At 50.7% G+C, this 15423-nt stretch carries 13 protein-coding genes and 1 pseudogene; 9 read left to right on the top strand and 5 right to left on the bottom strand.

Going from position 1 to position 15423, the window contains the following annotated elements; genetic code table 11:
- Positions 1-4: 4 nt before the first annotated feature.
- Complete coding sequence (locus tag ABZJ92_RS06925; protein WP_003032489.1) at positions 5-61, top strand: IS1 family transposase; 57 nt, start codon at positions 5-7, stop codon at positions 59-61.
- Here ABZJ92_RS06925 and setB read toward each other — a convergent pair.
- Complete coding sequence (setB, locus tag ABZJ92_RS06920) at positions 55-1233, bottom strand: sugar efflux transporter SetB (protein WP_000551975.1); 1179 nt, start codon at positions 1231-1233, stop codon at positions 55-57. The two genes, ABZJ92_RS06925 and setB, sit on opposite strands and share 7 nt — an antisense overlap.
- A 367-nt stretch (positions 1234-1600) precedes the next feature.
- On the opposite strand from setB, the gene fruB reads away from it, so the two are divergent.
- The 6 genes from fruB (at position 1601) to ABZJ92_RS06890 (ending at position 9012) form a co-directional block, all read left to right on the top strand.
- On the top strand, positions 1601-2731 hold the full coding sequence (gene fruB / locus ABZJ92_RS06915; protein WP_000487263.1) for a fused PTS fructose transporter subunit IIA/HPr protein: 1131 nt from the start codon (positions 1601-1603) through the stop codon (positions 2729-2731).
- Entirely contained in the window at positions 2731-3669 is a 939-nt protein-coding gene (gene fruK, locus ABZJ92_RS06910; protein WP_000091263.1) for a 1-phosphofructokinase, read from the top strand. Before fruB ends, fruK begins: the two co-directional genes overlap by 1 nt.
- A gap of 16 nt (positions 3670-3685) precedes the next feature.
- Positions 3686-5377, top strand: a complete 1692-nt coding sequence (fruA, locus tag ABZJ92_RS06905; protein ID WP_000854472.1) for a PTS fructose transporter subunit IIBC — start codon at positions 3686-3688, stop codon at positions 5375-5377.
- 423 nt (positions 5378-5800) lie between these two features.
- A complete protein-coding gene (locus ABZJ92_RS06900; protein ID WP_001208143.1) occupies positions 5801-6742 on the top strand; it encodes a pseudouridine kinase in 942 nt (313 codons plus the stop codon).
- Positions 6730-7668 (top strand): pseudouridine-5'-phosphate glycosidase, encoded by a 939-nt coding sequence (psuG, locus tag ABZJ92_RS06895; RefSeq protein ID WP_001292480.1) that lies wholly within the window; start codon positions 6730-6732, stop codon positions 7666-7668. The genes ABZJ92_RS06900 and psuG overlap by 13 nt, the downstream gene beginning before the upstream one ends.
- 93 nt (positions 7669-7761) lie before the next feature.
- Positions 7762-9012 carry a NupC/NupG family nucleoside CNT transporter gene (locus ABZJ92_RS06890; protein ID WP_000353886.1) on the top strand — a complete coding sequence of 417 codons (1251 nt, stop codon included), beginning with the start codon at positions 7762-7764 and terminating at the stop codon, positions 9010-9012.
- 70 nt (positions 9013-9082) lie between these two features.
- On the opposite strand, the pseudogene ABZJ92_RS06885 reads toward ABZJ92_RS06890, so the two are convergent.
- Positions 9083-9777, bottom strand: a pseudogene (locus ABZJ92_RS06885) (transcriptional regulator YeiL).
- Positions 9778-9907: 130 nt separating this feature from the next.
- On the opposite strand from ABZJ92_RS06885, the gene rihB reads away from it, so the two are divergent.
- Positions 9908-10849: a ribosylpyrimidine nucleosidase gene (rihB, locus tag ABZJ92_RS06880; protein ID WP_000415462.1), complete on the top strand. Its 942-nt coding sequence runs from the start codon at positions 9908-9910 to the stop codon at positions 10847-10849.
- A 99-nt stretch (positions 10850-10948) separates the two neighbouring features.
- Positions 10949-12199, top strand: a complete 1251-nt coding sequence (locus tag ABZJ92_RS06875; protein WP_000382946.1) for a NupC/NupG family nucleoside CNT transporter — start codon at positions 10949-10951, stop codon at positions 12197-12199.
- A gap of 55 nt (positions 12200-12254) precedes the next feature.
- On the opposite strand, the gene ABZJ92_RS06870 is transcribed toward ABZJ92_RS06875, so the two are convergent.
- The 3 genes from ABZJ92_RS06870 to ABZJ92_RS06860 form a co-directional block, all read right to left on the bottom strand.
- Positions 12255-13343, bottom strand: a complete 1089-nt coding sequence (locus tag ABZJ92_RS06870) for a sugar kinase (RefSeq protein WP_001064964.1) — start codon at positions 13341-13343, stop codon at positions 12255-12257.
- A 2-nt stretch (positions 13344-13345) separates the two neighbouring features.
- Entirely contained in the window at positions 13346-14203 is an 858-nt protein-coding gene (gene nfo, locus ABZJ92_RS06865; RefSeq protein WP_000873892.1) for a deoxyribonuclease IV, read from the bottom strand.
- A 73-nt stretch (positions 14204-14276) separates the two neighbouring features.
- Positions 14277-15326 (bottom strand): YeiH family protein, encoded by a 1050-nt coding sequence (locus ABZJ92_RS06860; RefSeq protein ID WP_353765432.1) that lies wholly within the window; start codon positions 15324-15326, stop codon positions 14277-14279.
- Between the last annotated feature and the right edge of the window lie 97 nt (positions 15327-15423).

The raw sequence follows: 15423 nt of genomic DNA, 5'->3' as shown, positions 1-15423 counted from the left end.
ATCGGTGGAGCTGCATGACAAGGTCATCGGGCATTATCTGAACATAAAACACTATCAGTAAGTTGGAGTCATTACCCAAAACAGAGTGGCGATAATCATCACCATCGCAAACCAGAACACAGCGTGATAATTCCAGATCTCGGCGACGATGCCCGCCACTGATCCTGCGATGATCCAGCCCACGCGCGACGTGTTGGTATAGAGCGTGGTGGCTGAACCTGCCTGACCGGGCATCAAATCCTGAAAATAGAGCATCCCGATGCCGCCCAGAATGCCAATAAAAATAGCATTTAGCAGCTGCAAGCCCAACAGAATGGCAGGTGAATGCGCCATCAGCATTCCTGCGTAAAAACAGACGCCACCCACGGCAGCAACGCGCATTAAGAAACGCTTACCCAGACGTTTGGCGAAATATCCGGCAATCAACATCGTCGGGATTTCCAGCCCGGCGGCGGTCCCCATCATCACACCGGCCAGTTTCTCGGGAAGATGCAGTTCGTTGATAATAAATAGCGGCATGTTGATGATGTACAGGCTGTTCGAGCCCCACATCAATGTACAAATGACAAACAGCAGTAGCGTATCGCGACGGTTACGGCGCGGCGCTTCAACCGTGCCGGTCGCCAGCGGAAGCTCTTTTTGCATCGACGGTAAAAACAGCCACACCATCACGCCGCAAACAATAAACGCTACCGCTGCGCTCAGATACATTACCGTAAAGCTGAAACCCATCGCTAACGCATAAGCCAGCGGTGGGCCAATGACCCATGCCAGTGAAACCTGAGCGCGTAAAAAAGAGCTGAACATCACCGCCTCACGTCCGGTTTTGTCGGCATGTTCACGGGCAAGGGCAAACATTTGCGGGTTAGCGGTCGAGCCAAAGCTGCTAAGAAAGACGCCAACGAATAGCAAAACAAAGTAGTTGCGATTCCAAGCAAAAAGGGTGCAGGCCAGCACGCCTAACAGGCAGCAAAAGACAATCAGCGATTTGCGATCGCCGCGCTTATCAGAGCGCCCAGCGAGAAACTGACTTACCAGAATCCCAATGACAGCGCTGCCGGTAAAGAAGAATCCCACCATCGCCGGACGGGCATGTACTTCATCGGTAAGGAAAATACTGAGTGTCGGGGTTTGCAGAGCACCCGCAATACCGGTGAGAAAGGCAACGATTAAAAACGCCGTCGAGGTCAGGTCAAACGATTTCGCGCTGGAGACTGCGGGGGAGTTATGCATGCTGGTCGATCACTGGAAGAGGAAGACGCGGAGTTTACGCTGCTTGTCAGAAAATAAACAGACAGCGAAATCAAAAGCGCCACGAATAATCAAAATGCCATTTCACTGTTGCTGATTGGCTGCTGACGCTGCTGAAATGAAATTGCTGATAACGGATTTTCCCATCAGCAATTAGGAAAAATGACAAAAAATTGTGCAGCACATCAAACTTTTGCTCATAACTTTACGGCTTTCCTTGCGTGCTGAAACAGAAGTATTATGCTTTCTTGAAACGTTTCAGCGCGATCTTGTCTTTAACCCTAAGCTAGGTTGGCGCTTTTTTTCTCATAGAGGCTGAATCGTTTCAATTCAGCAAGAGAGGAGAACTATGTTCCAGTTATCCGTACAGGACATCCATCCGGGCGAAAAGGCCGGAGACAAAGAAGAGGCGATTCGCCAGGTCGCTGCGGCGCTGGTGCAGGCCGGTAATGTAGCAGAAGGCTACGTCAATGGCATGCTGGCGCGCGAACAGCAAACCTCAACGTTCCTCGGCAATGGTATTGCTATTCCACACGGCACTACCGACACCCGCGATCAGGTGCTGAAAACCGGCGTTCAGGTATTTCAGTTCCCGGAAGGCGTCACCTGGGGTGACGGTCAGGTAGCGTACGTGGCAATCGGTATTGCTGCCAGCTCGGATAAACATCTGGGCCTGCTACGCCAGCTGACCCACGTACTGAGCGATGATTCCGTTGCTGAACAACTGAAGTCAGCAACAACAGCAGAAGAACTTCGCGCATTACTGATGGGCGAAAAGCAGAGTGAGCAGCTGAAGCTCGACAACGAAATGCTGACGCTGGATATCGTCGCCAGCGATCTGCTGACTCTTCAGGCGCTGAACGCTGCGCGTCTGAAAGAGGCGAGGGCAGTTGACGCCACTTTCGTCACCAAAGCCATCAATGAACAACCGCTGAATCTCGGACAGGGTATCTGGCTGAGCGATAGCGCCGAAGGCAATCTGCGTAGTGCGATTGCGGTAAGCCGTGCGGCAAATGCTTTTGATGTGGACGGCGAAACGGCAGCCATGCTGGTGAGTGTGGCGATGAATGACGATCAGCCCATCGCGGTTCTTAAGCGTCTCGCTGATTTGTTGCTCGACAATAAAGCTGACCGCTTGCTGAAAGCGGATGCGGCAACGTTGCTGGCGCTGCTGACCAGCGATGATGCGCCGACCGACGACGTGTTAAGCGCGGAGTTTGTGGTGCGCAATGAACACGGCCTGCATGCTCGTCCAGGTACCATGCTGGTCAATACCATTAAACAATTTAACAGTGATATTACCGTGACAAACCTTGATGGCACCGGCAAACCGGCAAACGGACGTAGTCTGATGAAAGTTGTGGCACTTGGCGTTAAGAAAGGTCATCGCCTACGCTTTACCGCCCAGGGTGCAGATGCTGAACAGGCGCTGAAAGCCATTGGCGACGCTATCGCTGCTGGTCTTGGGGAGGGCGCATAATGAGCAGACGTGTTGCTACGATCACCCTTAATCCGGCTTATGACCTTGTTGGTTTCTGCCCGGAAATTGAACGCGGCGAAGTGAACCTGGTGAAAACCACCGGTCTGCATGCGGCGGGTAAAGGCATCAACGTGGCCAAAGTATTAAAAGACCTGGGAATTGATGTCACCGTTGGCGGCTTCCTGGGTAAAGACAATCAGGATGGTTTTCAGCAACTGTTCAGCGAGCTGGGCATTGCCAACCGTTTCCAGGTTGTACAGGGGCGCACCCGAATTAACGTTAAGCTGACGGAAAAAGACGGCGAAGTGACCGACTTCAACTTCTCGGGTTTCGAAGTCACCCCCGCCGACTGGGAACGCTTTGTGACTGATTCTCTGAGCTGGCTCGGTCAGTTCGATATGGTCTGTGTCAGCGGAAGCTTACCGTCAGGCGTCAGCCCGGAAGCGTTCACCGACTGGATGACTCGCCTGCGTAGTCAGTGTCCTTGCATTATCTTTGATAGTAGCCGTGAAGCGTTAGTAGCAGGTTTGAAAGCGGCACCGTGGCTGGTGAAACCTAACCGCCGCGAGTTGGAAATCTGGGCAGGCCGTAAACTGCCTGAAATGAAAGATGTGATTGAAGCTGCACATGCGCTACGTGAACAAGGTATTGCGCATGTTGTTATTTCACTGGGTGCCGAAGGCGCGCTTTGGGTTAATGCCTCCGGCGAATGGATCGCTAAACCACCGTCAGTCGATGTCGTAAGCACCGTTGGCGCAGGGGATTCTATGGTTGGTGGCCTGATTTATGGCTTGCTGATGCGTGAATCCAGTGAACACACACTGCGTCTGGCGACAGCTGTTGCAGCCCTGGCGGTAAGTCAAAGCAATGTGGGTATTACCGATCGTCCGCAGTTGGCCGCAATGATGGCGCGCGTCGACTTACAACCTTTTAACTGACAGCAGGAGAGGCATAATGAAAACGCTGCTGATTATTGACGCTAATCTCGGTCAGGCACGCGCCTATATGGCGAAGACCCTGCTGGGCGCGGCGGCGCGAAAAGCAAAACTGGAAATCATCGACAATCCGAACGACGCAGAAATGGCGATTGTTCTCGGTGATTCCATCCCGAATGACAGCGCGCTGAACGGTAAAAATGTCTGGCTGGGTGATATTTCCCGGGCAGTTGCGCACCCTGAGCTGTTCCTGAGTGAAGCCAAAGGCCATGCGAAACCTTACACTGCGCCGGTCACTGCGACAGCACCGGTTGCCGCCAGCGGTCCGAAACGCGTAGTTGCGGTGACTGCTTGCCCGACTGGCGTAGCACACACCTTTATGGCGGCTGAAGCCATTGAAACCGAAGCGAAAAAACGTGGCTGGTGGGTGAAAGTTGAAACCCGTGGTTCTGTTGGCGCGGGTAATGCAATCACTCCCGAGGAAGTAGCCGCAGCGGATCTGGTGATTGTGGCGGCAGATATCGAAGTGGATCTGGCGAAATTTGCTGGTAAACCGATGTATCGTACCTCTACCGGTCTGGCGCTGAAGAAAACCTCGCAGGAACTGGATAAAGCGGTTGCTGAAGCAACGCCGTATGAACCGGCGGGCAAAGCTCAAACGGCGACCACTGAAGGTAAGAAAGAGAGTGCAGGCGCTTATCGTCACTTGCTAACGGGCGTCTCTTACATGCTGCCGATGGTCGTTGCTGGTGGTCTGTGTATCGCGCTTTCTTTTGCTTTTGGTATCGAAGCGTTTAAAGAGCCGGGTACGTTGGCAGCGGCGCTGATGCAGATTGGTGGTGGTTCAGCCTTTGCGCTGATGGTGCCGGTACTGGCAGGTTATATTGCCTTCTCCATTGCCGATCGTCCGGGCCTCACGCCGGGTCTGATTGGCGGTATGCTGGCGGTCAGCACCGGTTCTGGCTTCATTGGCGGTATTATTGCGGGCTTCCTGGCTGGTTACATTGCGAAGTTAATCAGTACGCAACTGAAACTGCCGCAGAGTATGGAGGCGCTGAAACCGATCCTGATCATTCCGCTAATTTCCAGTCTGGTGGTCGGTCTGGCGATGATCTACCTGATCGGTAAACCAGTTGCTGGCATTCTCGAAGGGCTGACTCACTGGCTGCAGACCATGGGGACTGCGAATGCGGTTCTGCTGGGGGCGATCCTCGGTGGCATGATGTGTACTGACATGGGCGGTCCGGTAAACAAAGCAGCGTACGCATTCGGTGTGGGTCTGCTGAGTACTCAAACCTATGGCCCGATGGCGGCGATTATGGCGGCAGGTATGGTGCCACCGCTGGCAATGGGCCTGGCAACAATGGTGGCGCGTCGCAAATTCGACAAAGCGCAGCAGGAAGGTGGCAAAGCCGCTCTGGTATTGGGACTGTGCTTCATTTCGGAAGGTGCAATTCCGTTTGCTGCTCGTGATCCGATGCGTGTGCTGCCGTGCTGTATCGTGGGTGGGGCGCTGACTGGCGCAATCTCAATGGCGATTGGTGCGAAACTGATGGCACCGCACGGTGGTCTGTTTGTTCTGCTGATCCCTGGCGCTATTACGCCGGTATTGGGTTACCTGGTAGCAATTATTGCCGGTACGCTGGTGGCGGGTTTGGCCTATGCCTTCCTGAAACGTCCGGAAGTGGACGCAGTAGCGAAAGCAGCGTAATAAAAGGTGTGTTACAGGGCAGAAATTTCCTGCCCTGTAACATTTGATGAGCGCAAAGAGAATGACCAGCTTGTGAATGTAATTTTATGAATTTAAATGGTTTTATCTTTCAGTAGAAACTTCAAACGTTCATCAAACACTAAGGTTATTTCCTCAAGGGCAGATTATTTTCTGCCCTTTTTTAGTGTTCCTGTTCTGTGCATCCCGTCACAAATTCCTCGCTTTTGTAATTCAGGCATTTAATCGCATTTTGTGAGCCTGCTCAAATCTGCCCATTTTGCCTCTCTGGCGGTAATTTACTTTACGTAAAACATGCATACTATGAGCACATGTTTAAATATGAACACATGTTTAAACCGTCTTTGCAGTATCTATATTCTTGTGGATTGACAGGGTTGGTAATTTTTTACCAGAGGACGTGCTATGCGCGAAAAGGATTATGTCGTAATTATAGGTTCGGCGAATATTGATGTCGCCGGATATTCACATGAATCATTAAATTATGCGGATTCAAATCCAGGTAAAATAAAATTTACGCCTGGTGGAGTAGGGCGCAATATTGCACAAAACCTGGCGTTGCTGGGTAACAAAGCCTGGCTACTGAGCGCCGTAGGCAGTGATTTTTATGGTCAATCGCTGCTAACGCAAACCAATCAATCTGGTGTTTATGTCGATAAATGCCTGATTGTGCCGGGAGAAAATACGTCGAGTTATTTATCATTACTCGATAATACCGGTGAAATGCTGGTTGCTATAAATGACATGAATATTAGCAACGCTATTACAGCTGAATATCTCGCACAGCACCGTGAATTTATTCAGAGGGCAAAGGTCATTGTCGCGGACTGTAATATCAGTGAAGAGGCACTGGCATGGATTCTGGATAATGCCGCCAACGTACCCGTATTTGTCGATCCGGTTTCAGCGTGGAAATGTGTCAAAGTGCGCGACCGTCTAAATCAGAACCACACTCTGAAGCCAAACCGCCTTGAAGCGGAAACCCTGAGTGGGATTGCGCTGTCAGGGCGTGACGATGTGGCAAAAGTTGCTGCCTGGTTCCATCAACATGGCCTGAACCGACTGGTATTGAGCATGGGCGGCGACGGCGTTTATTACAGCGATATCAGCGGTGAAAATGGCTGGTCTGCGCCGATCAAAACCAATGTTATTAATGTTACCGGAGCGGGCGATGCCATGATGGCGGGACTTGCTTCGTGTTGGGTAGACGGAATGCCGTTTGCCGAATCTGTTCGTTTCGCACAGGGATGTTCGTCAATGGCGCTCTCCTGTGAATACACCAATAACCCCGATTTATCGATTGCCAACGTTATATCGTTAGTGGAGAACGCAGAATGTCTGAATTAAAAATTTCCCCTGAATTATTACAAATTTCTCCGGAAGTGCAGGACGCTTTAAAAAACAAAAAACCGGTTGTGGCGCTGGAATCGACCATTATTTCTCACGGGATGCCGTTCCCACAAAATGCCCAGACCGCAATTGAAGTAGAAGAAACTATTCGTAAACAGGGCGCAGTACCTGCCACTATCGCCATTATTGGCGGCGTGATGAAAGTGGGTTTAAGCAAAGAAAAAATTGAATTACTGGGTCGTGAAGGGCATAACGTGACCAAAGTTAGTCGTCGCGATTTACCTTTTGTTGTTGCCGCCGGAAAAAATGGCGCAACCACTGTGGCTTCAACGATGATTATTGCGGCGCTTGCCGGAATTAAAGTATTTGCCACCGGGGGAATTGGTGGTGTGCATCGCGGGGCGGAACATACCTTCGATATTTCTGCCGATTTGCAAGAACTGGCAAATACTAATGTCACCGTTGTTTGTGCCGGGGCGAAATCTATTCTCGATTTAGGATTAACCACTGAGTATTTAGAAACCTTCGGTGTGCCGTTAATTGGCTATCAGACTAAAGCGCTGCCTGCGTTTTTCTGCCGTACCAGCTCGTTTGACGTCAGCATTCGTCTCGACAGCGCCAGTGAAATTGCCCGTGCAATGGCGGTGAAATGGCAAAGCGGGCTGAACGGTGGCCTCGTGGTAGCGAACCCGATCCCGGAACAGTTTGCGATGCCGGAGGAATCTATCAATGCAGCCATAGATCAAGCCGTCGCCGAAGCCGAAGAGCAGGGCGTTATTGGTAAAGAAAGTACACCGTTCCTGCTGGCGCGCGTTGCTGAGCTGACCAGCGGTGACAGCCTGAAATCCAATATCCAGCTGGTGTTCAACAACGCCATTCTGGCGAGTGAAATTGCCAAAGAATACCAGCGTCTCGCGGGTTAATTTCTGACGGGCAGAAAGCCGTCGCCCGTACTCATCAAGCATACCAAAACCTGGCGCTGACGCCGGGTTTACTGGCATGAAGGGAAAATCATTATGGATATAATGAGAAGTGTTGTGGGGATGGTGGTGTTACTGGCAATAGCATTTCTGTTGTCAGTGAATAAAAAGAGCATCAGTTTGCGCACGGTTGGAGCCGCACTGCTGCTGCAAATCGCTATTGGTGGCATCATGCTCTACTTCCCACCGGGAAAATGGGCAGTAGAACAGGCGGCATTAGGCGTTCATAAAGTGATGTCTTACAGTGATGCCGGTAGCGCCTTCATTTTTGGTTCGCTGGTTGGGCCGAAAATGGATGTCCTGTTTGACGGTGCGGGTTTTATCTTCGCCTTTCGCGTACTTCCGGCGATTATTTTCGTTACTGCGCTCATCAGTCTGCTGTACTACATTGGCGTGATGGGGCTGCTGATTCGCATCCTTGGCAGCATTTTCCAGAAAGCCCTCAACATCAGCAAAATCGAATCTTTTGTTGCGGTTACCACTATTTTCCTCGGGCAAAATGAGATCCCGGCGATCGTTAAACCGTTTATCGATCGCGTGAATCGCAACGAGTTGTTTACCGCAATTTGTAGCGGGATGGCGTCCATTGCTGGTTCGGTGATGATTGGTTATGCCGGAATGGGCGTACCAATTGACTACCTGTTAGCGGCATCGCTGATGGCGATCCCCGGCGGTATTTTGTTTGCACGTATTCTTAGCCCGGCAACCGAGCCTTCGCAGGTCACATTTGAAAATCTGTCGTTCAGCGAAACGCCGCCAAAAAGCTTTATCGAAGCGGCGGCGAGCGGTGCGATGACCGGGCTGAAAATCGCCGCTGGTGTAGCGACGGTGGTAATGGCGTTTGTCGCAATTATTGCGCTGATCAACGGCATTATCGGCGGAATTGGCGGCTGGTTTGGTTTCGCCAATGCCTCTCTGGAAAGTATTTTTGGCTATGTGCTGGCACCGCTGGCGTGGATCATGGGTGTGGACTGGAGTGATGCCAACCTTGCTGGTAGCCTGATTGGGCAGAAACTGGCGATTAACGAATTCGTCGCTTACCTGAGTTTCTCCCCATACCTGCAAACGGGCGGCACGCTGGAAGTGAAAACCGTGGCGATTATATCCTTTGCGCTTTGTGGTTTTGCTAACTTTGGTTCTATCGGTGTTGTCGTTGGCGCATTTTCGGCTATTTCGCCAAAACGTGCTCCAGAAATCGCCCAGCTTGGTTTACGGGCGCTGGCAGCAGCAACGCTTTCCAACCTGATGAGTGCGACTATTGCCGGGTTCTTTATTGGTCTGGCGTAATGCTCGATTTGTAGACCGGATAAAACGTATTAAGCGTTGCATCCGGCAATCGCGCTATTGCAAATAATTTTTACTGCATCATCCCGGAGAATTTATTCTCCGGGTCCATCTCCAGCGCCAGTCCTGACAACTGCTTTCTGTTTTTAATTAGATATCCTTTCTTTTAATTAATAAACCGTCGTGAATGAATTGCGCGAGAACATATAAAAGATGTCGATAAGAAACGCCTAAATACTCTGCCGCTTGCGTATGCTTTTCGTGATAAAGATCACCTTCTTGTGAGAGTAATATAAATGCTGCCAGGCGATTCACTAACGGAAATGATTGATTCTGAGTTAAAGAAACAATATTACGATAATTTTTATGACTTAAGGTGACGCAAAGTTTTCGTAAAAATAGGGTGTCGTTTAATAACAGCGGACGGTAATGTTTCATAGGGAGCGCAAGGCACCAACACTCTTCAATAGCCTGCACCGCACGCGGTTCATGGTCTTTGTCGATTAACTCAATCTCGCCAATAAAACAGGGAGCGGCAAAGAAATCGATCAGCGACACGCGACCATTGGCAAGCGTGGCGTAAAGCCTGGCGCGGCCTCGCGTCAGATAAAACAGCCATGACGGCTGTTGCCCTTCCTGCACAATGTAGTCACGCGCTAAAAAATGAAACAGCCGCGTATCGGCTGAAACATCCGTTGAAAAGCAATCCTTAAACGCAGATTCACTCATCAATTGCTGCTTAAGGTCATTATTGTGGATTTCTTTCACGATGTTTATCCGCTATGAGATTTCTCATATTTAGCATACGTACGCTGTTGTTAAGATTCAATCATTGGCCCGGTCGAATTTTCTTTGCTGTAGAAAAAAATAACGCAACTGGAAACAGAGGAAATAAACAATGGAAAAGAGAAAAATTATTCTGGATTGTGAGCCGGGTCATGATGATGCTATTGCAATGATGATGGCAGCGAAACATCCGGCAATAGATTTATTAGGCATCACTATTGTAGCGGGTAATCAGACGCTTGATAAAACATTAATTAATGGCCTGAATGTTTGCCAGAAACTGGAGATTAATGTTCCGGTTTATGCGGGGATGCCGCAACCCATTATGCGTAAACAAATCGTTGCCGATAATATTCACGGTGAAACCGGACTGGATGGCCCGGTATTCGAGCCGCTGACCCGCCAGGCAGAAAGTACCCATGCGGTGAAATATATCATCGATACCCTGATGGCAAGCGATGGCGATATCACTCTGGTGCCGGTTGGTCCGCTTTCAAATATCGCGGTGGCAATGCGTATGCAACCCGCAATCCTGCCCAAAATCCGTGAAATTGTGCTAATGGGCGGCGCTTACGGTACAGGCAACTTCACCCCATCTGCCGAGTTCAATATCTTTGCCGACCCGGAAGCCGCCCGCGTGGTGTTCACCTCCGGCGTTCCATTAGTGATGATGGGCCTCGATCTTACCAACCAGACCGTTTGCACCCCGGATGTAATTGCTCGGATGGAAAGGGTAGGCGGCCCTGCCGGAGAGCTGTTCAGCGACATCATGAACTTCACTCTCAAAACGCAGTTCGAATACTACGGCCTGGCTGGCGGCCCGGTGCATGACGCCACCTGCATTGGTTATCTGATCAACCCTGATGGCATTAAAACCCAGGATATGTACGTCGAAGTGGACGTCAACAGCGGCCCTTGCTACGGGCGTACGGTCTGCGACGAACTGGGCGTTCTTGGCAAGCCCGCTAATACCAAAGTCGGCATCACTATTGATACCGACTGGTTCTGGGGCTTAGTCGAAGAGTGCGTGCGCGGCTACATCAAAACCCATTAAGTGTTGATAACAAGCCGGGACAGTATCGCAAGATGCAGGCCCGGCTATTTCTGATGGGCAGAAAGCCGTCGCCCAAAATGACATGAAGAGATAATCACTATGGATGTCATGAGAAGTGTTCTGGGAATGGTGGTACTGCTGGCAATTGCGTTTTTACTGTCAGTAAACAAGAAGAAGATCAGCCTGCGTACCGTTGGCGCGGCGTTAGTGTTACAGGTCGTGATTGGCGGGATTATGCTTTGGTTACCGCCAGGGCGTTGGGTCGCAGAAAAAGTCGCTTTTGGCGTCCACAAAGTGATGGCGTACAGCGACGCAGGTAGCGCATTTATCTTCGGTTCTCTGGTCGGACCGAAAATGGATACCTTATTTGATGGCGCAGGATTTATCTTTGGTTTCAGGGTATTACCGGCAATTATCTTCGTCACTGCACTGGTGAGTATTCTCTACTACATCGGTGTGATGGGGATCTTAATTCGCATTCTCGGCGGTATCTTCCAGAAAGCTTTAAATATCAGCAAGATCGAGTCATTCGTCGCGGTCACCACCATTTTCCTCGGGCAAAACGAAATTCCGGCGATCGTCAAACCCTTTATCGATCGTCTGAATCGCAATGAATTATTTACAGCGATTTGTAGTGGCATGGCCTCGATTGCTGGTTCGACAATGATTGGTTACGCCGCACTGGGCGTACCTGTGGAATATTTGCTGGCGGCATCGTTAATGGCGATCCCTGGCGGGATCTTGTTTGCCCGCCTGTTAAGCCCGGCTACGGAATCTTCGCAGGTTTCTTTTAATAACCTCTCTTTCACCGAAACACCGCCAAAAAGCATTATTGAAGCCGATGCGACAGGGGCAATGACCGGGCTGAAAATCGCCGCCGGTGTAGCGACAGTTGTTATGGCATTTGTCGCCATCATTGCGTTAATTAACGGTATTATCGGCGGCGTTGGCGGCTGGTTTGGTTTTGAACATGCCTCGCTGGAGTCCATTTTAGGTTACCTGCTGGCCCCACTTGCGTGGGTAATGGGTGTTGACTGGAGTGATGCAAATCTTGCCGGGAGTTTGATTGGACAGAAACTGGCAATAAATGAATTTGTCGCTTATCTCAATTTCTCACCCTATCTGCAAACGGCTGGCACTCTGGATGCTAAAACCGTGGCGATTATTTCCTTCGCGTTGTGCGGTTTCGCTAACTTTGGTTCTATCGGGGTGGTGGTGGGGGCGTTTTCTGCGGTTGCGCCACACCGTGCGCCGGAAATCGCCCAGCTTGGTTTACGCGCGCTGGCGGCGGCGACACTTTCTAATCTGATGAGTGCCACCATTGCCGGGTTCTTTATTGGTTTAGCGTAGTGTGCAATTTATGAGCCGGATTAGATGCGGTCAAGCGTCGAATCCGGCAACATTGTTACACCATTGGCACTAATGACAGCGCGTTATCGGCAGACAGGGTAGGGTTGTTTAAGCTGCCGCTGGCGCGTGAAATTGCCGCGCAGGCCATCGCAAAACGGGCGCTGTCACGGAAATTGTTTCCCTCCAGAAAGCTATATACCAGACCCGCCATAAAACCATCGTCAGCACCAAAACTGTCTACCGTCGTATGCGCTGGCACAGTCAGCAAAAATTGTTCACCATCCTTTTCGCTGCAATAAACTGACTCATCGGGCAAATAAACAAACAGTTGCTGAACACCTTGCTGATGCAATGCATTCACTGCGGCATTACGGTCAGCATCGCTGGTGATCGCCTGTCCCCATAAAATTTCCAGCTCCGGTAAAGTGGGTTTCAGGGTGTGAATATGCGCCAGCCAGTGTTTGATTTTGCCCGCTTTGAATTCTGAAACGGTATCGACAAACACCGGGATCTCATCAGCGAGGGTAAAGACCCATTCCAGCGCCTCGGCTGTCAGGTTGCAATCAGCCAGTACCACGCCCGCATGACGAAGTAAATCGCGCGACCCGTTCAGTAGTTGCGGTGTCAACTGTTCCAGCAGATGGGTATCGTTAATTGCCAGCACGGTTTGATCGTCTCGATTGGCAATTGCCAGATACGTCGATGTGCTTTGACCATGCAAACGAACGCAGCCGGAGACATTCACGCCGGCACGGCGCGTTTCTTCCAGGAGCATTTCGCCATAAAAGTCATCGCCAATCACTGAAAGCAAATGGACGTCACGGCCTAACAGCGCCAGATTGTGGGCGATATTGCGTCCAACGCCGCCTGCCGAACAATGAATTGTACCGGGATGAGAAGCCGCTTGCGGGTAATGGATATCCGCCATCCCGCGAATATCCATATTGATTGTCCCCACCACTACGCAGTATTCCTGCTCGGTGAGAATGTAACCTTTGTCTTTAATCCGGCCTTTGCGCATTAAATCCATAATATGCGCCGCAACGCGCGAACGACTGATTTGCAGCATGTCCGCAATTTCGTTCTGCTGAATCAGCGGGTTACGCCGTAAAATTGCAAGGATCTCCTTTTCCCGGTTATTTATCTTCAGGCTACCGCTTTTTCAGTTTGTTGCGCTTTCAGCCAGGCGATCTCTTCTGCCCAGATATCCGGGTTGATGGTTTCAAGGATCAGCGGAATGCCGTCGAAACGGTCGTTCTGCATAATCCAGCGGAACGCATCATGACCGATATTGCCTTCACCGAGGCTATGATGGCGGTCAACGCGGCTGCCAAAGGTACTTTTCGCATCGTTAAGGTGCATCCCGCGCAAATACTTAAAGCCGACAATACGGGCAAAATCAGCGAACGTTTTTTCGCATTCGGCTGGAGTACGCAAATCATACCCGGCAGCGAAAGCATGGCAGGTATCAATGCAGACGCCGACGCGGGATTTATCTTCCACGCCGTCGATAATCGCCGCGAGATGTTCGAATTTAAACCCTAAGTTACTGCCCTGACCGGCGGTGTTTTCAATCACCGCTGTTACACCTTGAGTTTTATCCAGCGCAATGTTGATGGATTCGGCAATACGCGCAAGGCAATCCTCTTCTGAAATCTGCATCAGATGGCTGCCAGGGTGGAAGTTGAGCAAAGAAAGCCCCAGTTGTTCGCAACGCTGCATTTCATCTATAAAGGCATCGCGCGATTTTTCCAGAGCTTCAGTGACCGGATGTCCGAGGTTGATCAGATAACTGTCGTGGGGAAGAATTTGCGCCGATGTGTAGTGATATTTTTCACAGGCGGCTTTGAATTCATCGATGGTTTGCGTCGTGAGCGGTGCGGCACGCCACTGACGTTGGTTTTTGGTGAACAAGGCAAACGCGGTTGCGTCGATTTCGGCGGCGCGAATTGCGGCATTTGCCAGACCGCCAGCAGCACTAACGTGCGCTCCAATGTATTTCATGCGAGGACTCCTGTTAAACCCGCTGGAGGAAAACGGTAATGATAGCGGGTTAACAGGAGCAAGAAGTAGTGGTTTATGCGATGACGCTTTGAATCACATAGTTAATCGCACCACCACCAACAATCAGCCAGGCAAACAGTACCAGTGCCATCAGCAGAGGTTTCGCCCCAGCTTTTTTCAGCGCGCTGACGTGAGTGGTCAGACCCAGCGCCGCCATCGCCATTGCCAGCAGGAAGGTATCCAGCGTTACCAGCATGTTCACCACGCTCTGCGGTAACAGGTGGAACGAGTTAAAGATGGCAACTACGATGAACAAGATGGCAAACCACGGAATAGTGATTTTGCTTTTCTCGCCGCTGTTCGCCCCAGACAGCTGTTTAACACGCGCCGCCAGCAGGATGAGGAACGGAGCCAGCATCATCACGCGCAGCATTTTGGAAATAACTGCTGCGTTTTCTGCATCCGGGCTGATGGCATGACCTGCCGCCACCACCTGCGCCACTTCGTGCACAGTAGAACCAATGTAGATACCGAAAGTTTCCGGACTAAACCATTGAGACATCAGCGGATATATCGCCGGGTAGAGGAAAATCGTGACGGTCCCGAAGATAACAACGGTTGCAACAGCCACGGTTACTTTACTGGCTTCCGCTTTCACTACCGGCTCAGTCGCCAGTACCGCGGCAGCACCACAGATACTGCTACCGGCACCGATCAACCAACTGGTGTGCTTATCCAGACCAAACACTTTCTGCCCCAGGAAGCAAGCCAGCAGGAAGGTACTGGACAGCGTCAGCACGTCAATGATGATCCCACTGATACCGACATCGGCAATTTGCGAGAACGTCAGACGGAAGCCATAAAGAATGATACCCAGACGTAATAAATATTGCTTGGCAAACAGCACACCACCGTCACAGCTTTTCCAGATGTGCGGATAGATGGTGTTGCCTAAAACCATCCCCAACAAGATTGCGAGGGTGAGGGCACTAAACCCGGCACCCGCAACCGCGGGAATGGAACCACCCCACAGGGCGACCCCGGTGATAACTGCACTCAGGGCTAACCCCGGAATAAAATGCCACAGTGTACGATGTTGTTTCTGTAAGGTGATATTCGTCATAACCCTCTCCTTTAACCGGGCATAAGGTTACGACTAACTGGTTTAAAAATAAAATTGATTATATATTTATAATTAATCTTTATAAGTGGTAAGCGAC

Origin of the sequence: Shigella sp. FJ200513 (assembly GCF_040495915.1) — a bacterium.
Taxonomy (GTDB): Bacteria; Pseudomonadota; Gammaproteobacteria; order Enterobacterales; family Enterobacteriaceae; genus ECMA0423.
Note: the sequence above shows the minus strand (reverse complement) of the source record. Positions and strands in the feature narration are given on the sequence as shown.